Annotated in this window: 24 protein-coding genes; 11 read left to right on the top strand and 13 right to left on the bottom strand. The window is 57.5% G+C overall.

The annotated features are described in order from the left end of the window. Positions 1-158 precede the first annotated feature (158 nt). The 3 genes from Q1K07_RS08335 (at position 159) to msrA (ending at position 2,217) form a co-directional block, all read left to right on the top strand. On the top strand, positions 159-932 hold the full coding sequence (locus Q1K07_RS08335; protein WP_300309726.1) for a transporter substrate-binding domain-containing protein: 774 nt from the start codon (positions 159-161) through the stop codon (positions 930-932). Positions 933-1,267: 335 nt separating this feature from the next. Next, positions 1,268-1,714: a peptide-methionine (R)-S-oxide reductase MsrB gene (gene msrB, locus Q1K07_RS08330; RefSeq protein WP_300309724.1), complete on the top strand. Its 447-nt coding sequence runs from the start codon at positions 1,268-1,270 to the stop codon at positions 1,712-1,714. 2 nt (positions 1,715-1,716) lie between these two features. Next, entirely contained in the window at positions 1,717-2,217 is a 501-nt protein-coding gene (gene msrA / locus Q1K07_RS08325; RefSeq protein WP_300309722.1) for a peptide-methionine (S)-S-oxide reductase MsrA, read from the top strand. A gap of 43 nt (positions 2,218-2,260) precedes the next feature. On the opposite strand, the gene cadR is transcribed toward msrA, so the two are convergent. Further along, positions 2,261-2,710: a Cd(II)/Pb(II)-responsive transcriptional regulator gene (gene cadR, locus Q1K07_RS08320; protein WP_300309720.1), complete on the bottom strand. Its 450-nt coding sequence runs from the start codon at positions 2,708-2,710 to the stop codon at positions 2,261-2,263. Positions 2,711-2,846: 136 nt separating this feature from the next. Here cadR and Q1K07_RS08315 point away from each other — a divergent pair, with 136 nt between their 5' ends. Beyond that, on the top strand, positions 2,847-5,021 hold the full coding sequence (locus Q1K07_RS08315; RefSeq protein ID WP_300309718.1) for a cation-translocating P-type ATPase: 2,175 nt from the start codon (positions 2,847-2,849) through the stop codon (positions 5,019-5,021). A gap of 143 nt (positions 5,022-5,164) precedes the next feature. After that, positions 5,165-5,965 (top strand): TraX family protein, encoded by an 801-nt coding sequence (locus Q1K07_RS08310; RefSeq protein WP_300309716.1) that lies wholly within the window; start codon positions 5,165-5,167, stop codon positions 5,963-5,965. Between the two features lie 48 nt (positions 5,966-6,013). Here Q1K07_RS08310 and Q1K07_RS08305 read toward each other — a convergent pair whose 3' ends face one another. Next, a complete protein-coding gene (locus Q1K07_RS08305) occupies positions 6,014-6,970 on the bottom strand; it encodes a LysR substrate-binding domain-containing protein (RefSeq protein WP_300309714.1) in 957 nt (318 codons plus the stop codon). 96 nt (positions 6,971-7,066) lie between these two features. Between Q1K07_RS08305 and Q1K07_RS08300 the strand changes: the two genes are divergently transcribed. Next, positions 7,067-8,080: a YeiH family protein gene (locus Q1K07_RS08300; RefSeq protein WP_300309712.1), complete on the top strand. Its 1,014-nt coding sequence runs from the start codon at positions 7,067-7,069 to the stop codon at positions 8,078-8,080. 124 nt (positions 8,081-8,204) lie between these two features. Here Q1K07_RS08300 and Q1K07_RS08295 read toward each other — a convergent pair whose 3' ends face one another. Both Q1K07_RS08295 and purE read right to left on the bottom strand, forming a co-directional pair. After that, positions 8,205-9,326, bottom strand: a complete 1,122-nt coding sequence (locus Q1K07_RS08295) for a 5-(carboxyamino)imidazole ribonucleotide synthase (RefSeq protein ID WP_300309710.1) — start codon at positions 9,324-9,326, stop codon at positions 8,205-8,207. 36 nt (positions 9,327-9,362) lie between these two features. Beyond that, positions 9,363-9,869 carry a 5-(carboxyamino)imidazole ribonucleotide mutase gene (gene purE, locus Q1K07_RS08290; protein WP_149286001.1) on the bottom strand — a complete coding sequence of 169 codons (507 nt, stop codon included), beginning with the start codon at positions 9,867-9,869 and terminating at the stop codon, positions 9,363-9,365. 246 nt (positions 9,870-10,115) lie between these two features. On the opposite strand from purE, the gene Q1K07_RS08285 reads away from it, so the two are divergent. Continuing rightward, positions 10,116-10,760 carry a YbaY family lipoprotein gene (locus tag Q1K07_RS08285; RefSeq protein WP_300309706.1) on the top strand — a complete coding sequence of 215 codons (645 nt, stop codon included), beginning with the start codon at positions 10,116-10,118 and terminating at the stop codon, positions 10,758-10,760. A 99-nt stretch (positions 10,761-10,859) separates the two neighbouring features. Here the strand turns inward: Q1K07_RS08285 and Q1K07_RS08280 are convergent, their stop codons facing one another. From Q1K07_RS08280 to Q1K07_RS08260, 5 genes are all read right to left on the bottom strand, one after another. Continuing rightward, positions 10,860-12,866 (bottom strand): TRAP transporter permease, encoded by a 2,007-nt coding sequence (locus tag Q1K07_RS08280; protein WP_300309704.1) that lies wholly within the window; start codon positions 12,864-12,866, stop codon positions 10,860-10,862. A gap of 55 nt (positions 12,867-12,921) precedes the next feature. Continuing rightward, entirely contained in the window at positions 12,922-13,503 is a 582-nt protein-coding gene (locus Q1K07_RS08275; protein WP_300309702.1) for a DUF1850 domain-containing protein, read from the bottom strand. Between the two features lie 56 nt (positions 13,504-13,559). After that, positions 13,560-14,522: a TAXI family TRAP transporter solute-binding subunit gene (locus Q1K07_RS08270; protein WP_300309701.1), complete on the bottom strand. Its 963-nt coding sequence runs from the start codon at positions 14,520-14,522 to the stop codon at positions 13,560-13,562. 212 nt (positions 14,523-14,734) lie between these two features. Then, complete coding sequence (lhgO, locus tag Q1K07_RS08265) at positions 14,735-15,931, bottom strand: L-2-hydroxyglutarate oxidase (RefSeq protein ID WP_300309700.1); 1,197 nt, start codon at positions 15,929-15,931, stop codon at positions 14,735-14,737. A 413-nt stretch (positions 15,932-16,344) separates the two neighbouring features. Next, a complete protein-coding gene (locus Q1K07_RS08260) occupies positions 16,345-17,772 on the bottom strand; it encodes an APC family permease (protein WP_300309699.1) in 1,428 nt (475 codons plus the stop codon). 249 nt (positions 17,773-18,021) lie between these two features. Here Q1K07_RS08260 and Q1K07_RS08255 point away from each other — a divergent pair, with 249 nt between their 5' ends. Together Q1K07_RS08255 and Q1K07_RS08250 are read left to right on the top strand one after the other, a co-directional pair. After that, positions 18,022-18,333, top strand: coding sequence for an XRE family transcriptional regulator (locus Q1K07_RS08255; protein WP_300309698.1), 312 nt, complete (start codon positions 18,022-18,024; stop codon positions 18,331-18,333). 184 nt (positions 18,334-18,517) lie between these two features. After that, complete coding sequence (locus Q1K07_RS08250; protein WP_300309696.1) at positions 18,518-19,183, top strand: hypothetical protein; 666 nt, start codon at positions 18,518-18,520, stop codon at positions 19,181-19,183. Positions 19,184-19,362: 179 nt separating this feature from the next. Here Q1K07_RS08250 and Q1K07_RS08245 read toward each other — a convergent pair whose 3' ends face one another. Further along, on the bottom strand, positions 19,363-20,862 hold the full coding sequence (locus Q1K07_RS08245) for a CoA-acylating methylmalonate-semialdehyde dehydrogenase (protein ID WP_300309695.1): 1,500 nt from the start codon (positions 20,860-20,862) through the stop codon (positions 19,363-19,365). A gap of 230 nt (positions 20,863-21,092) precedes the next feature. On the opposite strand from Q1K07_RS08245, the gene Q1K07_RS08240 reads away from it, so the two are divergent. Beyond that, the gene (locus tag Q1K07_RS08240) at positions 21,093-22,034 is read left to right on the top strand and encodes a LysR family transcriptional regulator (protein WP_300309693.1); all 942 of its coding nucleotides are present in this window, start codon (positions 21,093-21,095) and stop codon (positions 22,032-22,034) included. 112 nt (positions 22,035-22,146) lie between these two features. Here Q1K07_RS08240 and Q1K07_RS08235 read toward each other — a convergent pair whose 3' ends face one another. The 3 genes from Q1K07_RS08235 to Q1K07_RS08225 all read right to left on the bottom strand — a co-directional run bounded on the left by Q1K07_RS08235 (position 22,147) and on the right by Q1K07_RS08225 (position 25,742). Then, positions 22,147-22,809, bottom strand: a complete 663-nt coding sequence (locus tag Q1K07_RS08235) for a response regulator transcription factor (protein WP_149286012.1) — start codon at positions 22,807-22,809, stop codon at positions 22,147-22,149. Positions 22,810-23,063: 254 nt separating this feature from the next. After that, complete coding sequence (gene acs / locus Q1K07_RS08230) at positions 23,064-25,013, bottom strand: acetate--CoA ligase (protein WP_300309690.1); 1,950 nt, start codon at positions 25,011-25,013, stop codon at positions 23,064-23,066. Between the two features lie 156 nt (positions 25,014-25,169). After that, positions 25,170-25,742 (bottom strand): SprT-like domain-containing protein, encoded by a 573-nt coding sequence (locus Q1K07_RS08225; RefSeq protein WP_300309688.1) that lies wholly within the window; start codon positions 25,740-25,742, stop codon positions 25,170-25,172. A gap of 124 nt (positions 25,743-25,866) precedes the next feature. On the opposite strand from Q1K07_RS08225, the gene Q1K07_RS08220 reads away from it, so the two are divergent. Beyond that, the gene (locus Q1K07_RS08220; protein ID WP_300309686.1) at positions 25,867-26,547 is read left to right on the top strand and encodes a YecA family protein; all 681 of its coding nucleotides are present in this window, start codon (positions 25,867-25,869) and stop codon (positions 26,545-26,547) included. Positions 26,548-26,611 lie beyond the last annotated feature (64 nt).

Raw genomic sequence — 26,611 nt, 5'->3', positions numbered from 1 at the left:
TTATCGCGTGCCTTCCGTGGTCGACATGGAACGTCAAACAAACGTTGGGAACTCTCGTTTCACTACTCGAGTTCCCCTCTTTCTGAATGCCACAGCATTCGCTATGGTGCATCTGTGACGTCGCCAAGACGTTCCCAAACAACAAGGGGTCTACCCATATGACACTACGCAAGGTATTTACTGCAGGTCTGATCGGTGCCGCACTCTTCGCATCCTCTGCCCAGGCTGAAGTGCGTGATATCCGTATTGCCGTCGACGTACCCTACGAGCCAATGGAATTCCGTACCGCCGATGGTGAACTGACTGGTTTCGATATCGATCTGGGCAATGCAATGTGTGCCGAGATCGGCATCGAGTGTGAATGGGTGGTACAAGCCTGGGACGGTATCATCCCGGGCCTGATGGCTCGTAAGTATGATGCCATCATGTCTTCCATGACCATCAACGACGAACGCCGCGAGCATGTTCTGTTCAGCGAACCGTATTTCACTCCTCCTTCTGCCTGGTTTGCCCCGGCTGACCTGGAGATGAATACGGCCGATGAAGAAACGCTCAAGGGCCTGACCATTGGTGTCCAGCGCGGCACTCTGCAGGACAACTACGTTACCGATATGTATGGTGACGTGGCCAAGGAAGTGAAGCGCTACGGCACTGCCGACGACCTGGTGCTGGATATGGATGCCGACCGCGTCGATATCGGTTTCCTCGACTATCCGGTAGGCAAGTCCACCCTGCTGGACAGCGAAGAAGGTGACTACAAGGTCGTGGGTGAACAGATCACCGAACCGAAGAAATATTTTGGTGACGGCTTTGGTATCGCCTTCCGCAAGCGCGATCAAGTTCTGGCCGATGCCTTTAACGCCGCCCTCGCGACGCTGAAGGAAAACGGGACCTATGATGAGATCGTCGCCAAGTACTTCGAAGAGAAGTAGCGTTTTCGGTCCCTGGTGCCTGCGTGCACCAGGGGCCTCTTTCCACTACCACGCACGCACGATTACTCGCTTTTCACTTCCCGCGATCCTCAGCTGTCGGCCCATCTTGTCTTGCTCTTTCTCTTTTGCTCTCTGTTCTTTTTCTCTACTTTCTTCTCGCACCACCGAAAAGTACCGTCGGCACCTACTATCGATGCCTTCAAAAAACCTGAACCATGATGCCAGAGCAGGATATTCTCCCAGCTTGTAAGGAAATCGCTTTATATGACACTAACAACCTGTTCAGTGGGATACTTCCTCACTGCCATTCCTTACTATTGGGATGAGGAGAACCGATGAAACGCTACGACAAGTCCCCTGAAGCCATTGCTCGCCTGAATGATGAGCAGTACCACATCACCCAGGAGAATGGCACCGAACGTGCCGGCACTGGCGAGTATCTCGACAACAAGGAACCCGGTATCTACGTTGATATCGTCTCCGGTGAACCGTTGTTTGCATCCTCGGACAAGTATGAATCGGGCTGTGGCTGGCCAAGCTTCACCAAGCCCATCGAACCCGCTCATATCAACGAATTGACGGATACCTCGCATGGTATGGTGCGTACTGAAGTGCGCTCGACCCATGGGGACAGCCATCTGGGCCATGTGTTTCCCGATGGGCCACGTGAGCAGGGTGGCTTACGCTACTGCATCAACTCTGCCTCGCTGCGCTTTATCCATCGTGACGAAATGGAAGCTGAAGGCTACGGCGAGTATCTGAACCAAGTCGAGGAGGTTTGACCATGGCACACGAGCGAGCAGTACTGGCAGGTGGATGCTTCTGGGGCATGCAAGAGCTGATTCGCCAATTGCCCGGTGTGGTGGGAACCCGTGTCGGCTATACCGGTGGTGACGTGCCCAATGCCACCTATCGCCATCATGGTACGCACGCCGAGGGCATCGAGATCATTTTCGACCCCGAGGTCATCAGCTACCGTCGCCTGCTGGAATACTTCTTCCAGATTCACGACCCGACCACGGTCAACCGCCAGGGCAATGATCGAGGAATGTCCTACCGTTCGGCGATCTACTATGTCGACGAGGCTCAGAAGGAAGAGGCACTACGCACCATCAGGGACGTCGATGCCTCCGGCCTGTGGCCAGGCAAGGTCGTCACCGAGATCGAGCCGGTAGGTGACTTCTGGGAAGCCGAACCCGAGCATCAGGACTACCTGCAGCGTCTGCCCAATGGCTACACCTGTCACTTCCCGCGCAAGGACTGGGTGTTGCCGTCCTCTGACTGAAAATCGTCGGGGCCTGGAGTGGTGAACCACTTGGTGCGGTAAATCAACGCCGCACGTCATGAGCCCCCGACACATGTCCTCCTGGCGCAGCCACTTCCTTCACCGGCTGCGCCAGCTCCTGCAGGATGCCGCATTCCGCCGTCGTTCCCCTTCCCGTACAGCGCTGGCGCAAAGCGATAAGCTGGTGCTCGAGGCGCTGAAGCTGGTCAATCCGCAACGCGACGTGCTGGAGGTGCGCATCAATCAAAGTGTTAGCCTCGTCACAGGGCTGATCGGGGCGATCGTGCAGTTCGAGCAGCGTACGCACCTCATCCAGCGTCATATCGAGGGCACGGCAATGGCGGATGAACGCTACCCGCTCAGCGTGCTCGCCACTGTAGAGTCGATAATTCCCGGCGCTTCGCGCCGGCTCCGGCAACAGCCCTTCCCTTTCGTAGTAGCGCAGGGTCTCCACCGCGCATCCAGTACGACTGGCCAACTCTCCAATCTTCATCTGTCTCACCTCGCTTTATCCATCTCGTCTTTCTTTTATCCATCTCGTCTCTATTCATCGATCTCGCACCGGGGCTTGACTCTATAGCTACTACAGGGTGTTTCATCAGCCCAGCCAATGCAAACGGAGAGAAATCATGGCCAGTCAGACTTCACATTCCGAGGCGCATACCGACTCGGCAGTGAGCTCCTGCGGTGGATGCTGTTCTTCACAGGCTCCCACCGCGGCCGAGTCGGCACCCCAGGTGAACAGCCAGCGACTGGTCCTGATCATTGACGAGCTCTGCTGCCCGAGCGAGGAACGCCAGTTGCGCAAGGCCCTCGACGACATGCCCGGCCTCATCGAACTGCGTTTCCAGTTCATCGATCGCCGACTCGATATCCTGCATGACGGCATTGATACCGCCGACGCCATGGCACGTATTCGTCAACTTGGCATGAGCCCGCGCGCACAACGCGACCAGCAGACAGCACCGCAACAGTCCTCCATCCCATGGACCAAGCTAGCCATTGCCGGCGCCATGGCTGTGGCCGCTGAAGTGCTCAATTGGGGTGGAAATGTGCCGCAGTGGGTACTGGCGGCGCTGGCCCTCTGCGCCATTGCGCTGGTCGGGCTCGACACCTGGCGCAAGGGCTTCGTCGCCCTGCGTCAGGGAAGCCTCAATATCAATGCGTTAATGAGTGTTGCCGTCACCGGTGCGCTGCTGATCGGTCATTGGGCCGAAGCCACCATGGTGATTGTGCTGTTTACCATCTCCGAGCATGTCGAAGCGCGCTCACTACACCGCGCGCGTCAGGCCATTCGCGGACTACTCGACCTGGCGCCACCGCGCGCCCGAGTGCAACAGCAGGATGGTGAATGGCGAGAGGTCGAGGCCGAACTCGTTCAGCCCGGCGACCTACTGCGCGCTCGCGCCGGTGAACGACTGGCACTGGACGGCGAGATTACCCGCGGCCATCCCTCTCTGGATGAATCGGCCATCACCGGGGAAAGTCTGCCCCGCGACAAGCAACCCGGCGACCAGGTCCATGCCGGCAGCATCAATCTCAACGGCGATATGGAGTACAGAGCTACCCGTGTGGCGTCGGATACCCCCCTGGCGCGCATCATCCACGCCGTGGAACAGGCCCAGGCGAGCCGTGCACCAACCCAGCGCATGATCGACCGCTTCGCGGCCATCTATACCCCCGGTGTTTTCATCCTTGCCCTCGCCACCGCCATCGCCTGGCCCGTGCTGGGACTGGGCCCCTGGTTGGATGGAGTCTATCGCGCCCTAGTGCTGCTGGTGATCGCCTGCCCCTGTGCACTGGTCATCTCAACGCCAGTCACCATCGTCAGCGGCCTGGCCGCGGCGGCGCGCCAGGGAATTCTGATCAAGGGCGGAGCCCACCTGGAGCAGGCCCAGCGTCTGAAACAGGTGGTGCTCGACAAGACCGGTACTCTGACCATCGGACGGCCCAAGGTCAGTGACTGGCAGGTTACCGGCTCCCTGAGCGCCGAGCAGTGCGCCAGCCTGGCGCTATCGCTGGCCAGCAGCTCCAACCACCCCATATCGAAAGCCGTCACCGAACATCTGCGGGGCACACCGCTGAGCGACCTTGAAGGAATCGAGGAGCGCGGAGGGCGAGGCATGACCGCCATCCATGAAGGACAGACAATCTGGTTGGGTAATGCCCGTATGGCTCGCGAGTATGGCGCACAGGTGGATGAACAAACCACTCAGGCGCCGCTCTGGCTGGGCTGCGGCGAGCAAGTACTGGCCACCTTCCAGGTCAGCGATAGCCTGCGTTCCACCAGTCAGGCAGCCATTGACCGTCTGCATGAACTGGGGCTCAAGGTCAGCATCTTGAGTGGCGACAGCAAGCCACGAGTGCAGGCCATCGCCGAACAGCTGAGCATCGATGAGGCCTATGGTGAGCTGCTGCCCGAGGACAAGCTGCAGCATCTCGAGCACCTGACGCGCCAGGCTCCCACCGCCATGGTCGGTGATGGCATCAACGACGCACCGGCGCTGGCGCGCGCCGATCTCGGCATCGCCATGGGGGTTGCTGGCAGCGATGTCGCCATCGAGACCGCCGACGTGGCCTTGATGGACGATGACCTCGGCAAGCTGGCAAGGCTGGTGGAGCTGTCACGCGAGACCCGGCGCCTGTTGGTACAGAACATCAGCCTGGCCATCGGCATCAAGGTTGTGTTCCTGGCCCTCGCTCTCACCGGCCACGCTACGCTGTGGATGGCAGTCTTCGCCGATATGGGCGCCAGCCTGCTGGTGGTCGCAAACGGGCTAAGGATTCTGCGTATTGTGCCATAGCGCGCCGCAAAGCAAGAAGCTCCCGTATAATGGTGGATTGGAACTTGGCCTGGCAGGCTCCTGACCGAGTCGGAACTTGGCTATCGAACAGTAGTCTCAAGACCTTGTTCCAGAAATACCGCTTCCATTACAGGGAATCCTTCATGCCCCATACTGCTGCTGCCTCTTCTCTGGCTCGCCCTTCATCCGCCTGGACAGGCTGGGGACAGTGGCTGGCATTGATCACCATGACCCTGGACCATGTGGCCCGCTACCTGGCAACCGACAGCTGGGGTCTGGGGTGGGTCGACAGCAGCGTCGGACGCATTGCCTTCCCTCTGTTTGCCGGCATGGTCGCCTGGCACGGCCTGTTCAACACCCGGGACCCGGTTCGCTATGCACGTCGCACCCTGGTGATCGGCCTGATCGCTCAGTTGCCCTATCAGTTGATGCCACGGGAAGCATTGTTCCAGCTCAATATCTGCTTCACCCTCACCCTTGGCTTGTTGGCCGGGGCCTGGTTGATGCAGTTGACTCGTCGCATGGAGGCCCAACAGTTGGGCTATCCACGCCTGGCACTGGAAACCCTGGGCGTGGCCTGCGCCTGGTATATTGCAGGCTTCTGGGTGGAGTATGGACATGAAGGGCTGCTGCTGGTGCCATTCTTCATGCTTGCTGTGCGCCAGCTTCACCGTGGTGGAAACAGCATGCTGGAACGTCTGGAAGCGGTTGCTGCCTGCCTGCCGATACTTGCCATTGCCGGAATGATGAACAGTTCTGACATGGCCAAATCCATTACCGTTGCCACCACCTTCTGTGTACTGCTGATGGCGTCCGGCGTTCATCGCATGGTGCCAGAAGCAACAATAAAGATGCCCCGTCGTCTATGGCTGGCCTGGTATCCAGGGCACTTTGCCGTCATCGCCGCCATTCTGCTGTGGACCGGCAACGCTGCGTATCCCTGAGTCTAGCCTCTAGAAGACAAGACACGACGCCAGCAAGGGGAGTGAGGATCATGCCTCACTCCCCTTCTCTTTTCTCTTGCTCCCTTCCTGCTCCTCGTCTGGACAAGATGCCCCTGGTCGCCGTTCTCCCAGAAACACCTTGAACGCCTGCCACGCCGGACTGCGATAGCGATCCGAGTGCCACACTAGGGAAAAATGACGTGTCAGGGGCAGATCATGAGGCAGCGCCTTGAGCTCTCCTCTCTCCAGCTCGCCACGTACACTCAAGCGCGACAGACACCCCAGCCCCAATCCCGCTGCCACCGCTTGCTTTATTGCCTCATGCTGTCCCAATTCCATACGCACCCTGAGACGTATCAGCCTGGGCAGGACCGCCGCTTCCAGTACCTCGCGGGATCCCGATCCCGGTTCACGCAGAATCCACTGCTCTGCGGCCAGGTCATCCTCTTCGACAAGCATCTTGCCGGCCAGAGGATGCCCCGGGGCACAGACGATTTCCATCCTATCCTCGCACCAGGGCTCGCTGATCAGTCCTGGCTCATGGCAGCGCCCTTCGATCAATCCCAGATCCGCATCGAAACGCTGCACATCGGAAATCACTTCTCCGGTATTGCGCAGGCGCAGGCGCAAATCCACCCCCGGGTGCAGAGAACCGAACTCACCTGCCAGTGGCGGCAACAGATAAGTGCCGATGGTGGCACTGGCCGAAATCACCAAGGTACCGTGCAGGTTATCCCCTGGCTCCTCGGCAGCCGCAACAAAGTCCGCCAGTCCATCCAGTAGTTGCTCGGCACGAGGCAGTAGGCGATGCCCCATGTCATTCAGGGACAAGCGTCTCCCTGGACGTTCGAACAGCGGTACTCCCAGTTGATGCTCAAGGTCGGATAACCCCTGGCTGGTGGCCGATTGGGACAGGCTGAGACGTTGAGACGCGGCGCTGACGGTTCCTAGCCGGGCGACAGCAACAAAGATCTCGAGTTGACGCAGAGTGATGTGAGATCGCATATCGGTTTTACCGAAGAGTGGATTCGTTATTTACTGATAATAATTTGGCATAAGCAACCCTAGACTGAGCTCATCCATCATCGAGGGGCTACCAACATGTCAAAAGGGCTGCTGTTCTGTGCACTGCTCACCTTGCTCGGCTTCGGGCTGGCCAAAGTGCCGTTCATTGCCGCCAGCGGTGTCAGCCCTCTGGTCTTTGCCTTGCTGCTCGGGATCATCGTCGGCAACCTGCCTCTCAAGCAGACACTCGAGGTCGCGCAGCCAGGACTGGCCTTTGCCACTCGCTGGCTATTGCGCGGTGGCATCGTGCTGTTTGGTCTGTCACTGACCTTTACTCAAGTGCTGGACCTTGGCCCCAAGGTCTTGCTGCTCGATGCACTGGTGATCACCAGCATCCTGATCGCCGGTTACATGATTGGCACTCGTCTGCTGGGCATGGATCGCGAAACGACACTCTTGACCTGTGCCGGCAGCGCCATCTGCGGTGCCGCAGCCGTCCTGGCCACAGAATCCACCATTCGCTCCCGCCCTGCCGCCGCTTCCATGGCAGTGGCTACCGTCGTTCTGTTCGGCTCACTGGCCATGCTGCTGTACCCGATGATGTACCCGTGGCTGGGCATGAATGAAGGCCTGTTCGGTGTCTATATCGGTGCCACCATCCATGAAGTTGCCCAGGTCGTCGCCGCAGGTGATGCCGTAGGCCCCACCGCACTGGCCAATGCCGTCATCGTCAAGCTGGTCCGGGTGATGCTGCTGGTCCCCTTCCTGTTGATCGTAGGTCAATGGTGGTTACGTCATCATGCTGCGGCAAGCGCGTCTGCAGATGCCGGTCAGGTAGCCGAGAAGGGAAAACTGGTGATTCCCTGGTTTGCCCTGGGCTTCATCGTCATGGTCGGCGTCAACAGCCTGGAGGTGATTCCCGCCGGGCTACATGATGGGCTCGTGCTGGTGGGGCAACTGTCCCTGACCATGGCCATGGCCGCCCTGGGACTCAATACGCGCATGGAAAAGCTCAAGGCACTGGGAGTAAAGCCTTTCCTGCTGGCCCTGATCCTGTTCATGCTGCTGATCATCGGTGGTGGAACGGCCAGTTGGGTCTTGATGGGATAAACAGCAGTATCAAGCCACGAGCAGCTCAATGCCGAGCCGTTGCCCAGTGGCCCGATACACATCCGGCCCCTGATTGGGGCCGGATTCCTTTACTGCTCTTGGCTCTTGGCTCGTAGCCCGTAGCTTACTCCTTTCCTTCGAAACTGAAGCGTGGCGCAGGAGCATCCGGCACAAGTGTTGCACAGGCGCGAACCTTTTCCAGCAGCGCCTCATGCGTCGGAGCAACCAGATTGATATGGCCCAGTTTGCGCCCTGCTCTCTCGCTCTTGTCGTAACGATGCAGGTGAGCATCTTCAATGGCCAATACTGCAGCCGGGTCTGCCTCGCGACCGATCACATTAATCATGCAGGTCGGCATACGCGCGCTGGTATCGCCCAGCGGCAACCCTTGAATCGCACGTAGATGATTCTCGAACTGGCTGGTCACGGCACCATCCATGCTCCAATGCCCCGAATTGTGCACTCGCGGAGCCATTTCATTGGCCAGCAGGCTGCCATCGGCGCATTGGAAGAGTTCCAGCGTCAGAACACCGACATAATCGAGTTCATCCAGCAACGCCCGGATATAACCATCAGCCGTATGCTGAACGGCATCATCCAGATCCGGCATGGGAGCCAGTGAATAGCGCAGGATACCATCTACATGGACATTTTCGGCCATGGGATAGAACACCACCTGGCCGTCACGACCACGCACAGCGATGATGGAAACTTCACGGACAAAGTCGACGAATGATTCCACGATCAGGCGCGGATGATTGATGCGCTGCCAGGCTTCTGTCGCCTCGGACGGATCGCGTAGAACCGCCTGCCCTTTGCCGTCATAGCCTTCAGTGATGGACTTGGCAACGACTGGAGTCCCTAGCTCTCGAGCGGCCTGTTCCAGAGCCTCGGCACTGTCCACCAGACGGTAGTCCGGAGTGGGAATCGACAGGCGATCGAACAATGCCTTTTCCTCAGCACGGTTCTGGCAAATTCGAATCGCTTCACTGGAGGGATAAACCGGCTTCTCGGACTCGATGTCCTGGACCAGGGCCACGGGAAGATGCTCAAACTCGTAGGTCACCAGATCAACCTGGGAGAGAAATGCTTCCAGGTGCTTGTGGTCGGTATCAATCATCACATCACCGATACCAGCGCTCGGGTGCCCCGTGGTATCCAGAAAAGTGAACTGGTTGGCCAACGGGTATCCCGCCAATGCCAACATGCGGCCAAGCTGGCCTGCACCGAGAACGCCAATCTTCATTGCTTTATCCTCACACAACATCCTCACGCAACTTGCTTACGGCTGGCTAGGATCGGGATTGTCGAGTACCGTTTGTGTCTGTTCGGCACGGAAAGCTTCCACCGCGCTGCGTATCCCGGCATCACCAAGTCCGACGATCTGAGCAGCCAACAGCCCTGCATTGGTTGCCCCGGCCTTGCCAATGGCCAAGGTCCCGACCGCAATGCCTCCAGGCATCTGAACGATGGAGAGCAAGGAATCCAGCCCCTTCAGGGACTTCGATTCTACCGGCACCCCAAGAACAGGCAGAGCCGTCTGGGAAGCCACCATTCCTGGGAGATGAGCAGCACCACCAGCACCGGCCACAATCACCTGCAACCCTCGATCCGCCGCGGTCTTGGCATACTCGAACAGGAGATCCGGCGTTCGATGAGCAGACACCACTCGGGTCTCATAAGGCACCCCAAGGCGCTCCAGCATGGAAACTGCATGTTCCATGATTGGCCAATCTGATTTGGATCCCATGATCACACCAACACGGGGTGACGGGCTTGTTGATGGCATCTGCTGCTCCTCGGAAAACGACAGATAGCGGCAATGATAAAAAATTTTGCCGCAACGAGTGAACGAATGAGAAGCGGCATAGTCTAGCAGAGCCGAGGGACGACTACCTCTCCCACGATGCATGTCGCCGCAGAACGACAGTAATGTTCGCCCTTTATCCCCATTCATCTGATAGGGTGCATCCACATTGCGGCATGAATCGATATGACGACAGACAGTATTTACCGATTTTCAAGGAGAGAGCCCATGAAACGCTCCCTGTTGCTCATTGCCGCCCTGTCAACCAGCCTGGCCTTGGCCGGCTGTGGTGACGGCAATGCCGAAAAGACCTCGGACAGCAACACTGCCAGTGCCGGTCAAGCGAACCATGAGCAGACTCTGACCGGCACCTTGAGCCTCGCTAACAGCGACCAGTCTCTAGCGGATGACGCCCAGGTCGTTGTCAGCCTGAATGATGTGACACTGGCTGATGCCCCCGCAAAGGTCATCGCGGAAACCCGTGTCGACATGGACCAGAGCTCCGCGGATTTTCATCTGGATTATGCAAGTGATGAGGTAGACCCCAGCCATCGCCATATCCTCCGCGCTGAAATTCGCGACGCCAATGGCGAGCTGAAATGGACCACCACCGATGCCTATCTGGTCAGTGTTGGCAGCGATGCCGACCAAAGCGAGGTTGCCATTGTCCTGCACCCGGTAGGCGCCAACGGACAGGCTCAGGGAGCAAGTCTGCAACAGGCTCAGGAGCAACTGCTGTCCAGTGGTGATGAGCCCACACAGGAAGAAGTGGAAGCTGCTGAAAACCTGGATGCCATCAGCGAGCAATCCGTGGATGCGCAGAACCCAGAGCAACCTGCCGTGGATGGGAGCAACGACACCCCCGCACAGTGATCCCGACGCCCTCCTTTAATCGCCCCGAACAAAGACTTCATGTAAAAAGCCCCCATGCCATCAGGCATGGAGGCTTTCATGGTGCTGCTACCCTCCTGTCTATGCGGTAGAAGCCTTGGCCCGCGTCTGCCACCAGTTGGCCACGATGATCAGCAGCATTACCGCAGCACCGGCGACATCGTAGACCAACGAGGGAGTAAAGACGCCGATGATGGCCGGCAACAGCAGTACACGCTGCCAGATGGGTATGCGGTCAAATAGATAGCCTTCCAGAACAGCGGCAAAAGCGGCAAGCGCCAGGATCCCGGTGATGGCTTTCCAGACCAGGATATAGACCGGGCCACCGATGATGATCTCGGGGTTATAGACCATGAACAACGGTACCAGATAGAGCCCCTTGGCAAACTTCCAGGCCTGGAAGCTGGTCGCCATCGGCTTGGCACCGGCAATTGCCGCCCCCGCGAACCCCGCCAGGGCAATGGGAGGCGTGACGTTGGAATCCTGGGAATACCAGAACACCACCAGGTGCGCGATGATCAACGGAACACCGAACTCATTGGACAATCCCGGCCCCACCAGCACGATCAGCACGATATACGCCGCCGTCACCGGTAGGCCCATTCCCAGCACCAGGCTGGCCAGCAGCACCATGACCAGGGCCAGCAACAGGTGACCGCCGGAAAACGCCATCATCATGGCAGAGAACTTGAGTCCCAACCCCGTAAGGCCAACGATACCGACGATAATGCCGGCCACGGCGCAAGCCATGGACACAGCCACTGCATTGCGGGCCCCCAGTTCCAGTCCTTCTACCAGTTTCAACAGGCCATTGCGGCAGGCAGTGCCCAGACGCTCTCCATTTACTGGCTGGCCTTCCTTCGGTGCGACAAAGAAGAACCACACGGCAAAGCGCAATATGGCCACCAGCAGCATGCAGACAATGGCATAGAACCCCACTCGCATTGGTGACATGTTCATCACCAGTAGCCATACCAGCACGGCGAGCGGCAACAGGAAGTGCCAGCCACTTTTCAGCACATCGCTCATCTGCGGCAGTTCTTCCTTGGCCATGCCCTGCATGCCTTCCTTGAGCGCAATGATATGCACGAACAGGTAGACAGTACCGAAATACATGATGGCAGGCAGAATGCTGACCTTGACGATCTCCAGGTAAGGTACCCGGGTGTACTCAGCAATCAGGAAGGCCCCAGCCCCCATCAAAGGTGGCATGATCTGCCCACCAGTGGAAGCAGCGGCTTCGATGCCACCAGCCTGGTGGGGCTTGTAACCCAGCTTCTTCATCAGCGGGATGGTGAAGGCGCCCGTTGTCACCACATTAGCGATGGCGCTGCCGGAAATGGACCCCATGCCAGCAGAAGCAATCACGGCAGCCTTGGCTGGGCCGCCACGCTGCCGGCCAGTCGCGGCGTAGGCCAGATCGATAAAGAACTTGCCCGCCCCCGTGATTTCGAGAAATGCACCAAACAGCACGAAAATGAAGATATAGGTGGCCGCCACCCCCATCGGCAGGCCAAAGATCCCCTCCTGCCCCAGATAGAGCTGGCCGACGACACGGTCCAGGTTATATCCACGATGTTGCAGGATGCCCGGAAGCCACTCACCCAACCAGGGCAGCTCGCCGCGAGGTCCAGCAAAAGCGTACAGGATGGCAATGATGCCGATTATCGTCATGCCCAGGCCAACTGCACGCCGGCTGGCTTCCAGCACAGTAACGGTGGCCACGATGCCCGCCATGATGTCGGTTTGCGTCCAGAATCCTGCACGGTTGAAGATGGCATCCAGATTCCATGCCAGGTATCCACCGGTAAACACCGCTCCGAAGAAGAAGGCCATGTCGATGATTCCTCCGATGACCCCACGGGAGCGCTTGGGCCCGAATAGCGGGAACATCAGGAATGCCAACATCATGACCAGAGACAGATGGATACTGCGCTGATAGAACAACCCCAGCGGCTGAATCCCTGCCGAATAAAGTTGAAACAGCGACAACCCCACCGCCACCAAGGTGATCAGCCATAGCACCAGACGAGAATGATTGGCCTCACTGCCAGGGACAATCGGGGAGTGGGAAGCATCAGCGCTCATTAGGATTCCTCCCGGACATGCGCTCGCTGGAACAGGCATGACCGCACAAGTCTATTTATTGTTGTGGGCAGATACATTGCGTTGATGTCTCCTCTTCACAATCTTCCAGGTTCACACTGACGCGTTGGTTGGCTGCCAGAGCACTGATGCTGATCGGGGTCACCGCCTCGGGCACGGATTCCGGCAGTGCATCCGTACAGTCTTCACGCGCCTGACGAATCGAGGTTTCCAGGCGTCCTCTATCACGATTGACCAAGCGGTGATCTACCTTCATCGACCCGGCTCTCAAACGGTAGTGGTTACCAGGTACCGGCTCATCGATATCTTCGATCCAGTAGCCACCATGCCCATCGGAGAGCTGACGCCCACGCTCGAAGATATGATCAAGCCCGGCGGCAAAATCCGGAAGGTGACTGCGTTCGAGTACCATCTGGCCAGCCACATTGCGATAACAATCGAGAATTTCGAAGCCCTTCACCGAGTGATTCCAGGCCATGCACCAGCCGCTGCCAGACGGCATAGGGAGAGTGATCAATGCCTGCCCTTCACTGTCCTTGATGACCAGCTTGCCTGGTTGCGCATCCGCCACAGCGGCACATGTCCATAAACTGAGCGCGAAGCCAACCAGCAACAGCAAGGCGGGCCTCTTGGCCCGCCTCCTGTGACACCTGTTCAACTCATCACGGTCTTTCATCACGGACGCTGCTTGTCCTGGATGTCAGCCCCGACCTCTTCGTAATAGCGCAGTGCACCATCATGGAAAGGAATTGGCGTGGAAGCCGTGGAGAATTCCACTGTGGTGTCATTGGCAGCCGGGTGAATGGCAATCAACTCATCGGTTTTCTCGAACAGCATCTTGGTCAGTTGATAGGCCAGCTCATCATCCATCTCGCTGCTGGTAATCAGCACATTGGGGATGCTGATTGTCTGTACCGGCTCGTCCATTCCCTCGTACAGATTCGCCTTGAGTTCGTAAGCAGCAAACACCGGCTCGTCTTTCTGGGCATTGGCAATCTCTTCATCGCTCAAGCCAATCAGACGCACATCATTGGTGGTGGCCAGGTTGAGAATCGAGCTGGTGGGTGGCCCTACACTCCAGAAACCGGCATCGATATCTCCATTACGCAGAGCATCGGCTGTTTCGTTGAAGTTGAGGCGACGGGCATCGAAATCATCATAGGTGATACCGTTCGACTCCAGTAGTGCCTTGGCATTGAGCTCAGTACCACTGCCTGGCGCCCCCACAGATACCACCTTGCCCTTGAGGTCTTCCAGGGACTCGATATCGGAGTCGGCCATGGTCACGATCTGCACCGCATTGGGGTAGACCGAGGCAATCGCACGAATGTTATCCAGCTCGCGCCCTTCGAAGGCACCTGTGCCGGTATAACCCTGGTAGACGGTATCGGCCAGGGCCAGGGCCAGGTCAGAGTCTCCTCGCCATACCAGCCCCATGTTCTCGACCGAGGCTCCTGTGACTTCTGCCACTGCATCATAGCCGTCGATGTGTTTCTTGATCATCTCGGCAAGGCCACCCCCAATGGGGTAATAGGTACCGCCGGTTCCACCGGTGGCGACAGACAACTGTTGCTGAGCAACCGCAGCCTGGGCTCCGATCAACAGCGATGCAGCCAAGGCCAGCTTCATGGCTCGCATGACATTCCTCCATGCCTCATGGGCATTTGTTGTTAGTAAGAGATGACCACCTATGCATAGACGCACCTGTGCAAACTAGCAACGGGGGGAGCACCTTGCAAAGGGTTTCATTGCGCAGTCTTTTCAACACATTATCAATCCGCACAAAGTCTTAGGCGACAGATCAGAGCATGCTACACAAGCTTCTTTACATCACGCTGACATCACACGACTCATTTTTCGACCAGACTCTTCACCTTCTCCACGATATGCACGCCAATCGGCAACGCCGAGGTAGCAGCCGGAGAAGGCGCGTTACCCACATTGACCGTGCGGGCCGTATTGACGAAGAGAAAGTCATCGATCAGCTTGCCATCCCGAGACACGGCCTGTGCCCTGACACCGGCAGGATAAGGCTCGAGATCCTCGACACTCAGGCTCGGACAGTACTTGCGCACCTCATCGAGATAGCCGCGCCGCGACAGAGAGTTTTTCATTTCCCGCATGCCAGGCTTGAGATGACGCCATAACACCTTGAGAATTCCCGGGTGCGTCAGCATTCCGGCCACATCTGGTGCGGAAACGTGAGTCTTGCGGTAGCCCTCCCGCGCCAATGCCAGTACAGCATTGGGGCCTACCGTGACACTGCCATCGATCATGCGGGTCAGGTGCACCCCAAGAAATGGCATGGAAGGGTCGGGTATCGGATAGATCAGATGATTGACGATCTGGTTATGGCGCTCGCCTAGGCGGAAGTATTCGCCGCGGAAGGGACAGATGGTAAAGCCCGGCTTCTTTCCCAACATGCGAATCATGCGGTCAGCCATCAGGCCTGCGCAACTGATCAGATAACGTGTAGAGAATGTCTCTTTGGAGGTCGTCACCACCACTTCCTGGCGACGCTCCTCCAGAGCACGAACCTGATGGTCATAACGAATCGTACCGCCTAGACGCTGGAACTCATCGGCCATGGCCTGGGTAACGCGAGCATAATCCACGATGCCACTGGATGGTACGAAGATCGCTCCCAACCCCGTGATATTGGGTTCACGCTCACGCAGGGCCCCTGCTTCCAGCCACTCGCGCTCGAGACCATTAGCCTCCGTGCGGGCCCACAGGGCTCGCATGCGCTCCATTTCAACCTCATTGGTCGCCACCAACAACTTGCCACAGCAGTCGTAGGGAATGGCATGTTCATCACAGAACGCCTTGGTGGCACGATTGCCTTCCAGACAGAAACGCGCTTTCAGACTGCCCGGGGTGTAATAGACCCCGGCATGAATCACACCGCTATTGTGACCCGTTTGATGGCGTGCAGGCCCTGATTCCTTTTCCAATACCAGCATCCGCCGATCTGGATAGGCCTGCTGCAGCTGCATAGCGGTGGACATGCCCAGAATGCCACCGCCTATGATGATGAAATCATACATTGCACATCTCATTGTCATTGTTGGCCAGTCCGGCATCGCCAGCCAGATCGCCCCTGAAACTATCGTCTTGCGCGCAGATACCACCTGACAAGCAGGAAGAGAAGCATGCTCTGGCCACGAGTAATAACACACATGCCACCACTCAGGCGCGTATCTCGTGTGGCCATATCCTATTCATCATCAATAACGATTCGGGCCAGGGCATTCATGATGTGCTCCCGCCGGACTTATTGGCTATATTTTTATAAAATATCTACATTTATAACATCCATCAATAAAAAACCCGGACATTGCCAGGCTCTCGACTAAAGCATGAGGCCGCCGAAAGGCAGCCTCAGTGAAACGGATGACAACGATCGTTCTGGTGTTCAGCGACCAGGGTCCAACGATCAGGATCAATTGGCAGAGTGCGACTAGGCGGAAGCGTCGCCACGCATATCCCGGGCCATCTGGCGCTCGCTATAGTGGGTACCGTACGTGAACCTTGACCATACATAGAGTCCCAGCCCCACTGCCATCCATCCAGCAAACAGTAGCCACTCGATCGGTTTTAGAGCGGATGGGCTCCCAGGCAGATACAGACCGATCATCCCCAGAGACAACAAGACTGCCAGCCAGCCAACCAGACGGGCACGACGGACACGGAAAGGCCGCTCCATTTGTGGCTCCTTACTGCGCAGGATGAGGAAGGACAACGAGACAAACAGATAGGCAATGACAATGCCGAGTCCTCCAGCCACCACCAACCAGACCATGGCCGAACGTCCCAACAATGGCGCCAGACTGGAAATGACACCAATCAGCAGGATGGCATTGACCGGAGTACGGTGCCGCGGATGCAGCTTACCGAGGAAAGCGGGCAGCATGCCGCAGTGCGCCAGCGCATAGAGTGCCCGGGAACCTCCGATATAGAAGGCATTCCAGCTGGTCAGAATACCGGCGATACCCGCCAGCACCATCAGCTTGCCCGCCCAGGGAGCCTGGAACACAGCTTGCATGGCATCCGGTACGGCCAGGGAGCTATTGGCCAGCTCGGATGGATTCAGCATCAAGGAGGTACCGAGAATGATCAGGGCATACCAGAACACCGCCATGATCACCGAGATCATCAACACTCGCCCGATTTCACGAAATGGCAAGTTGATCTCTTCGGCTGCCTGGGGAATGACATCAAAGCCGACAAACATGAACGGTACCATGATGATGACCAGCATGATGCCACCTGCCACACCATTTTCACTGTGGAACAGCGGCTGCATGGTGCCGAGCTCACCTTCGAACAGCGCTCCAGTGACGAACATCACCCCTACCACCAGTATCAGCAGCGTCACGACTTTCTGTACCAGTGCCGCAGTGCGCACGCCGACATAATTGATCACCATCATGATCAGGGATCCCGCGACACCTACAGCCACCCATGTGGCTTTGACATCCCACTCTGCCACAGTCCAGAGATGACCAACGGCATAGGAGGGAAACAGATATTCGACGACGGTGGGCAAGGCAACGGCTTCAAAGGCCACGACGCTGATGTAGCCCAGTACAATCGACCATGTACACAGGAAAGAAGCGAAATGCCCCATGGCCCGATAGCTGTAGACATGTTCGCCGCCGACCTGAGGCATGGCCGACGCTAATTCAGCATAGGTCAGCCCTACCAGCACAATCACCAGGCCGCCCAGGACAAAAGCAGCAATAGCGCCAAGGCTTCCAGCAGAGGTGATCCAGCTACCGGTCATGACAATCCAGCCCCAACCGATCATTGCCCCGAAGGCCAGCGCCAGGACATCCTTGCGGGCCAGTACCCGGTGGAGCTCGGCTCCCGTGGTGGAGTCGCTCATGGCAATATCTCCTCGTTTAAGGTCGCACGCTGCAGGCAGGACACGACCGTTGTTTTTATTGGCTTATCGTCGAAAATATCACACAAGACATTTAAAACAATACTTTGGATTCCTTTAAGTCACGAGGCCATATCTTACGGAACTGCGTAGCACATTCCTGTCCATCTACGCCATCGATACTACGGAGGACTAGCGAAACTCGATTAAAGGTTGCATGCTGTATGTGTCACCCCTACCCAATGGAGCATCATGAGTACCGCACATTCCTCGTCTAGAGAAGCTGACAACAACGAACCTCCTCCTCGACGATGCCCTGACATCGATACTAGAAGCGATGTAAAGGAAGATGTAAGGGACTTAGAGCAGCGCACACGCCTGATGCGCGTCGTGACACGGCTCATTGCAGTATCGGATCTTGGTAGCCGTGAGATCGCCCGCCGTGCAGGTCTCCCCATGCAGAAGATGAGCGACCTTCTGTCAGGACGTCTGGAACACTTCAGCTACGACGAGTTGCGCTCTATCCGTCGTATCATTGACGAAGGACAACTTTCGACTTCCTGATCCACGTTCCTCAACGATATCCATTTCCCAGTTTTCCTTCTCAGCGTTCTGGCTTTGCCTGGAGCGCTGAGAGTTGTGCACGCTTTTTATTCTTTTCCTGGCAACAAGCACATTGGCCAGGAAACTAAGCATGACTTATGCGATCGAAGCCATAAGTCCATGCCTGTAAAGGAGTATGTATTCTATGCGCCGCATCATATCCGCCCTGCTGATGTGCATTCCCCTATCTGCTCTGGCCGATGGCCAGGCATCACTGATTGATGGCAAGGGTGATCCTTCCAGCGCTGTCGAAGTACGCTGGGCCGGAGATCAGATGCGGGTCGATTTTCCCCGTCATGCATCAAAGGGTTACCTCCTGATGCAAGGCAATAATGGTTACCTGGTCACCAACATTTCAGGCCAGCCCCTGGCCCTGGATATTCGCGATGCGCAGGCCCTTGCAGGACAGCTCGGAGCCGACAAGGCGGCCAGCCTGAGCAGTTATCAGGCCCAAAGCGTATCCGCGCTGAGCCCCACTGGTGCGAACGAAGTCGTCGCGGGTATCCAGGGCCAGGTCTATCGCCTGGACTGGGTAACCCAGGAAGGAGAAAACCGTCAGGATCAGCTGGTATTGAGCGATGCGCCCGAAGCGCAGGAACTACTGACCATGTTCGACCGCTACCAGACCAACCTGACAGGCCATGCCGACCCTGTGGCAGCCATGCTGCGTGAACGAGGCCTGGGGATCCTGCGCTTTGGCGACAAGTTCCAGGTGGCATCCTTGTCATCCACTACTCCTGACACCTCTCTGTTCGCCATGCCGGCCAAGAGCGGCGGACTCAACGACCTGCTGAAATCAATGATCCAGTGATGGATACCGCGCCCTGCCGGACTGCCGATAAACACCATGACTGCGACAGATCCATGAGGGTCTGTATGTCGATAGAGTGTCAGTAGATCGATGGAACATCCGTAGAACAGCACCAAAGGCCCGCCTTCTGGGACAAACAGAGGCGGGCCTTTGGCATGTCAGCATACCTTCAACAGACTCTAGCCAAGCGAAATCGTGCTATTGATGCCGCTGGAGACATTTTCCGGCTCAAACCAGCGCGAAGTGACCGTCTTGGTCTGGGTCCAGAAGGAAATTGCCTGCTTGCCGTTGGGCCCCAGGTCGCCCAGCTTCGAGCCCCGTGACCCCGTAAAGCTGAAGTAAGCCACTGGCACTGGAATCGGGACATTGATCCCCACCTGCCCGACATCAACATCACATTCAAAGCGGCGTGCCACCCAACCGGAATTGGTGAAGATGGAAGTGCCATTGCCATTGGGGTTGGCATTGATGAAGGCAATGGCATCATCCAGGGTGTCCACCTCTACCACGCACAGTACCGGGCCGAAGATCTCCTCATGATAGATGCGCATTTCAGCCTTTACTCCGGCAAATAGCGTCGGTCCGATGAAATTGCCGTCAGGATATCCCGCTACCGTCACGCCTCGGCCATCGACCAGCAAGCGCGCTCCCTCCTGTTCACCGCTGGCAATCAATTCTTCCACTCGGGCCTTGGCTGCCGGAGACACCAATGGCCCCAGGTCCGCTGAACGCTCGCTGCCGGGCCCCACCTTCATCTTGCGCGCCCCTTCGGCAATGTCATCCAGCCACTGACGAGCTTCCCCCACCAAGACGACAACAGAATTCGCCATGCAACGCTGGCCCGCGGCACCAAAAGCTGAGCCCAGCAGATTATTGATGGCCTGGCTGCGGTTGGCATCGGGCATGATGACGCAATGGTTCTTTGCCCCCAACATCGCCTGTGCACGCTTGCCGGCATCACTGGCACGACGATACAGCTGTGTTCCCACCGTCGTGGAACCAATGAAGGACATGGCCTTGATATCCGGATGCTCGCATAGCCGGTTGGCAACCTCCGGGCCTCCGTGCACCACATTCAGCACCCCAGCGGGGACACCGGCTTCCAGTGCCAATTGTGCCAGACGCATGGATGAGCTCGGGTCCTGCTCGGAAGGTTTCAGCACAAAGGTATTGCCGGTCGCAATGGCCAGCGGAAACATGAAGCAAGGCAGCATGACAGGGAAATTGAACGCTGTGATCCCCGCCCCCACGCCCAACGGCTGGTTAAGGGTATAGACGTCCACTTCGTTCGCCGCATTTTCCGCCACTTCACCCAACTGCAGCGAGGTAATGGAACAGGCATGCTCGACAACCTCGAGGCCACGCCCCACCTCGCCTTCGGCATCAGGTAGCGTCTTGCCGTGTTCCTCGGTGATCAATGCCGCCAGCTCGGCGGTATGCTCGCGCATCAACGCCTGAAACTTGAGCATGATGCGCATGCGCTTGCTCAGGGGAGTCTTGCGCCAGGAAGCAAAGGCGGTCTTGGCACTGGCCACGGCTCGGTCGACTTCCTCCAGCGTACAGAAAGGCACCCTGGCCACCACTTCCTGGGTGGCAGGATTGACCACATCGCGCCAGTTGCCGCTCTGGGATGCGACAGGTTCACCGTCGATCAGCATGGAAATTTCACGAATGGACATGAGCGTACTCCTATTTGTCTTTATAGATACATGTCTTTATAGAGGCATGTCGTTATAGCAATACGTTGCGCAGAGGCAGCTGTAGAGGGTCGTTTGCCGAGATGCCTCAACCAATGTCTTTGATAGAAAGATAGCCACAGGTCGGATAGTCAAACAATCAACATGCAGGCACATTGATTGTGCATGAATGCACAACCGCTCCCTCTCCCTGCTCCCAGGAGGACAGCCCCTTGCTCGACTGGCAGGATCTGCAGATATTTCTCGAAGTCACACGCCATCCCAGGCTTGCAGATGCGGCTCGACGATTGGGACTGGACCACTCCACGCTGTCCAGGCGCACTCGGCGCTTCGAGCAAAAACTCAATACCCAGTTGTTCGAACGCAGCACACATGGCTATCGCCTGACAGAGGCGGGTGCACAATTGCGTGCTCATGCTGAGCAGATGGCGCGCCATGCCAGCGATGCCGTCGAGAGCCTGAGTGACCAGAACCTGAGCCTGGATGGCCAGATTCGCCTCGGTGTCACTGAGGGTTTCGGTACCTGGGTCATCGCCCCATTGCTCTCGGCATTCTGTCAACGTCATCCAGGCGTCACCCTTGACCTGCTGACCCTGCCACGCGTCGTCAACCTGAGTCGCCACGAGGCCGATCTCGCCATTACCATCGAGCGCCCCAGCAATCCGGGAATGGTGGTGGCCAGCTTGTGTCGGTATCGACTCAGGCTATATGCCAGTGACACTTATGCCAGACGCTACGGCTTGCCTCAGCGTCTGGATCAATTGGCCCGGCACCGCCTGGTCGGCTATGTGGATGACTTGCTGTTCAGTGACCAGCTCAATTACTTGGACCCTTTATTGGCAACGGAGATCCAGGGTGATGCACAGCCTCATTTCGCCCTGCGCAGCACCAGTGTGACGACACAGTTCACAGCGACCCTGAGCGGGACAGGACTCGGTATATTGCCTTGTTTCATGGCAACTGAACGGAAGTCACTATCGGCTTTACTGGAACAGGAAGTGGATATCGTGCGCCAGTTCTGGATTACCGCGCGCCAGGAACAGCGCCAGCTGACCCGGGTACGCTTGCTGTGGGATTTCCTGCGCGAAGCACTGGAACTCAACCAGGCCTTCCTGATGGGTGAGGACGATCAGCTGATCATTCCTCCAGTGTAGGCTCAGTACCTATGAACTCAGTACCTATGAACTCAGTACTTATGAGCGCATCGCCCCGCCTGTTGGCGGGGCGATGCGGTAATGGGACAGGGACACCAAGCCAAACCGTGGCTCAGGATTCCACCTTGGGGGGCTCAACTTCCAGACGTTGGGCTGCGATGACCGCCTGTGTACGAGAGTGAACGCCAAGCTTGCGCAGAATGGCCGTTACATGCGCCTTGATGGTTGCCTCCGAAACATTCAGTTCATAGGCAATCTGCTTGTTGAGCAGTCCTTCCGTCAGCATGTTGAGCACACGAAACTGCTGAGGAGTGAGAGAGGCAATGGCCTCAGCAAAGCGGGCCTCTTCCTCATCGACTTCGCCGAGCGCTTCAGCCATTTCTTCAGGGAGCCAGACTTCCCCTTCGAGGATTTCACCCACGGCTTCAGCAATCAGCGCCAGAGACGAGGACTTGGGAATGAAGCCCGAAGCACCATAATCGATGGCTCGGCGTACGACATGGACTTCATCACTGCCGGAGACTACCGCAACCGGAATATCCGGCGTCTGGCCACGCAGTTGGATCAGGCCGGAAAAACCATGAGCACCCGGCATGTGCAGATCAAGCAGAATCAGGTCTGCATCCGGATGACGAGTCACGACCTCTGTGGTCGCTTCCATCGTGTCTGCCTCGACAATCTCGGCTTGCGGCGCCAGCTGGCGTAGCGCCTGAGTCAAGGCTGCACGGAACAGCGGATGGTCATCGGCAACGATGAATTTCTGGGCAAAGGCCATGGATATTCCTCCGATTCCGAAACAGCGCTATTAGGCCAGCACGCTGTCACGCAAGACGCTTGTTTGTACAGCATGTTACCCCATGGTGGGTAGTTGCCCAAGACCATGTGGTCGGTATGAGATCAATACTCTATCTTTACACTACCTTTTGCTGAGTCTCCACACTCAACCAGGCGACATGATCAACGGCAATGGTCAACGGACACGACAACGCCGGCCAAATGGCCGGCGTTGTCGTGTCAGGCAATCAGGGGTTAACTGTTGGCACGATGTGCGATCAGATCATCCACCACTGCCGGGTCCGCTAACGTGCTGGTATCTCCCAGTCCATCACACTCATTGGCAGCGATCTTGCGCAGAATACGACGCATGATCTTGCCAGAACGCGTCTTGGGCAGACCCGGAGCCCACTGGATATGGTCCGGAGATGCAATAGGACCAATGTCCTTGCGTACCCATTGGATCAGTTCCTTGCGCAGATCCTCCGTAGGCTCTACATCATCATTCAAGGTGACATAGATGTAGATGCCCTGGCCTTTGATATCGTGAGGGAAGCCCACCACTGCGGCTTCGGCAACAGCTGCGTGCGCCACCAGGGACGATTCGATCTCGGCAGTTCCCATGCGATGGCCGGAAACATTGAGCACATCATCCACGCGGCCAGTGATCCAGTAATAGCCATCTTCGTCACGACGGCAGCCGTCACCGGTGAAGTAGGTACCTTCATAGGTGGAGAAGTAAGTCTGCACGAAGCGCTCATGGTTTTGCCAGATCGAGCGGGCCTGGCCGGGCCAGGAATCGAGCAACACCAGATTGCCTTCGGTAGCCCCCTCCAGCACCTTGCCTTCATTGTCGACCAGGGCTGGCTGTACGCCGAATACAGGCAGGGTTGCCGATCCCGGCTTCAGGTCAATGGCACCAGGCAAAGGCGCGATCATGATGCCGCCGGTCTCCGTCTGCCACCAGGTATCCACTACCGGACACTTGCTGTTGCCGATGACACGGTAGTACCACTCCCAGGCTTCAGGGTTGATGGGTTCCCCCACAGAACCCAGCAGGCGCAGACTGTCGCGCTTGCTGGAAGCCATGACATCATCGCCATGGGCCATCAGTGCACGCACGGCAGTTGGGGCGGTATACAGGATGTTGACCTTGTGCTTATCGACGATTTCCCCCATCCGGCCATGGGTGGGATAGCTTGGCACCCCTTCGAACATCAGCGTGATCGCCCCATTGGCCAATGGACCATAGACGATATAGCTGTGACCCGTTACCCAGCCCACATCAGCGGTACACCAATAGACTTCACCATCGTGATAGTCGAATACGTACTGATGGGTCATGCTGGCATAGGTCAGGTAGCCCCCCGTGGTATGCTCCAGCCCCTTGGGAGTACCAGTGGAACCGGACGTGTAGAGGATGAACAGAGAGTCCTCTGCGCCCATTTCCTCGGCCGGGCACTCCTTGTCCTGGCCATCGACCAGATCGTGGTACCACACATCACGGCCTTCCTTCCAGGCGATATCGCCGCCGGTACGCTTGACCACCAGCACCTTCTCGACAACATCGGTACCTTCGCGGGTCAGGGCCGCATCGACGTTGTCCTTCAACGGTACCTGCTTGCCACCGCGCACGGATTCGTCGGCCGTGATGACCACCCGGGAGGCGGCATCCTTGACGCGCTGAGCCAGAGCGTCCGGGGAAAAGCCACCGAATACCACTGAATGAACAGCGCCAATGCGGGCACAGGCGAGCATGGCCGCGGCGGCTTCGGGAATCATCGGCATGTAGAGAGTGACCGTGTCTCCCTTCTTCACGCCCAGGCCCTTCAGCGCATTGGCCAGTTGGCAGGTGCGCTCGTAGAGCTGCCGGTATGTGATGTGCACGGACTCATTCGGATCATCACCTTCCCAGATGATCGCAGTCTGGTCGCCACGCTGCGCCAGATGACGATCCAGGCAATTGGCACTGACATTGAGTGTGCCATCTTCAAACCAGCGAATGTCGACATTGTCGCTGGCAAAGGAGGTGTTCTTGATCTTGGTAGGCGCCTTGATCCAGTCCAGGCGCTTGGCCTGCTCCTTCCAGAAGGCCTCGGGATTCTCCACGGACTGGCGATAGAGCTCGTGATAGGCCTCCTTGTTCGCCCAGGCATGTTGGGCGAACTCTTCAGGAACCGGATGGACGTGCACTTGTTCACTCATGGTTACTGTCCTTGGATATCTTTAATATCAACGAGCCAGCCGCCATTCCCCCCACCGACCGGCACCATAAAGCTGCCTGCCAGCATAACGTTGCATCCAGCAGGATTCCCCTAGACATTGGTATGACTGATTTTCTTTTTTATAACAATACTTTAGTTATTGTCTTTTTACTTTTTCCAGTCCTGATTCCGGACAAAACTGTAACCTTGAGCGGCAAACTTTGCAGCAGTACTCACGCCCGGCCCGGGCATTGGCATGGCGCTGCGCGGAGAAATGATGTTCGCGACAATCGCATCGGTATCGATAAGGGGCAGGGCTGGAACGAGCGGTATCAAAACAGTGAGTGACATTGGGCGGCAGACCAAAAAGCCGCACCATGACCGTCTGCCATTCACGTCCATGAGGGCGAAACAATGGCCCATCTTCCAGGTGCCAGACCATCCAGTGGGCCACCTCATGCGGCACGACTTCGGTCAGGAAGGCTGCTCGGTTGTCTTCGAGCAAAGGGACATTGAAGCGCAGCCCCTTGCGTCCGAAATGGGCTTGCCCTGCACTCTTGCCACGCAGATCGAACCACACCTCAGGCGCAGGCAGTGCGGGGTGAACGCTACGACACAGTGCCAAGGCCTCATCGACACGCATCAGCACGGCCTGCTTCAATCCTTCGCGGTCCAATGCCTGCAGGGCAGCAGCATCGACGCCAGGCAACACGGGGACTAGTTTCGACATGGTCACAACAGGACACAGCGTGACATTCTGGAGAGTGCTAGAATGCCGCCTCATAGCCAGGTGGTAAAGGGCTCTCAAGCTGCCCTCGCCTTTGTGTTCTATGTGATAGCTAAACGAGCGCCCCATGTCTGACGCTGAAACGCCGCTTCCCCAGCCCTTGCTGGAGGACGAAGCCCTGGATTTACTGGATGATTTTCTTGAAGAAAGCGCTGGCCCCGATGCCCTGGACCTGATCGGCGCCCACGGTTTCCTCGTCGCTCTGGCAGTAGCGCCGCGGGAAGTCCCTGCCAGTGCCTGGGTCGCTGAGCTGTTCCATGGCACACCGGAATTCCAGGACGAACAAGAGCGTGAGACCGTACTCGGCCTCCTCGAACAGCTCAAGTCCAACGCTATCGATGTCCTGGAAAGCGGAGGCTTGCCAGAGCTGCCCTTCGAACTAACCCTGGATGGCATCGCCCCCGAAGAAACTCCCATTGGCGATTGGTGTGCCGGTTTCATGGAAGGGGTCTTTCTCGATGAACTCGCCTGGTTCGAAGGTGATGAAGAAAGCGTCGCGACCCTGTTGCTGCCATTCATGGCGCTGTCCGGCATCTTCGCCGATGAGCCAGACATGGCGGATCTGTCCAGCGATGCCGCACGCCTGGAAAGCCTGGTGGCCCAGTTACCTGAACTGGTACTCGATCTCTACCTGCACTTTCGTGTCCCACCGGATACCCCCAAGCCCAAGCCACGCCCCAAGCGTCCGTCAGGAAAGAGAGGTAATTCGCACAAGGGCAAACAAGGTCCTAAGGGCAAGAAGCACTGATCCAGCTTTCCCACGCCTTCCCTGAAGTGCTGCTCCATCCGTTTCCGGGCCTTCCTCGAGAAGC

Source organism: Halomonas sp. (assembly GCF_029263665.1).
Lineage (GTDB): Bacteria > Pseudomonadota > Gammaproteobacteria > Pseudomonadales > Halomonadaceae > Halomonas.
The sequence above is the reverse complement of the archived record's forward strand: the minus strand, read 5'-3'. Positions and strand labels throughout refer to the sequence as shown.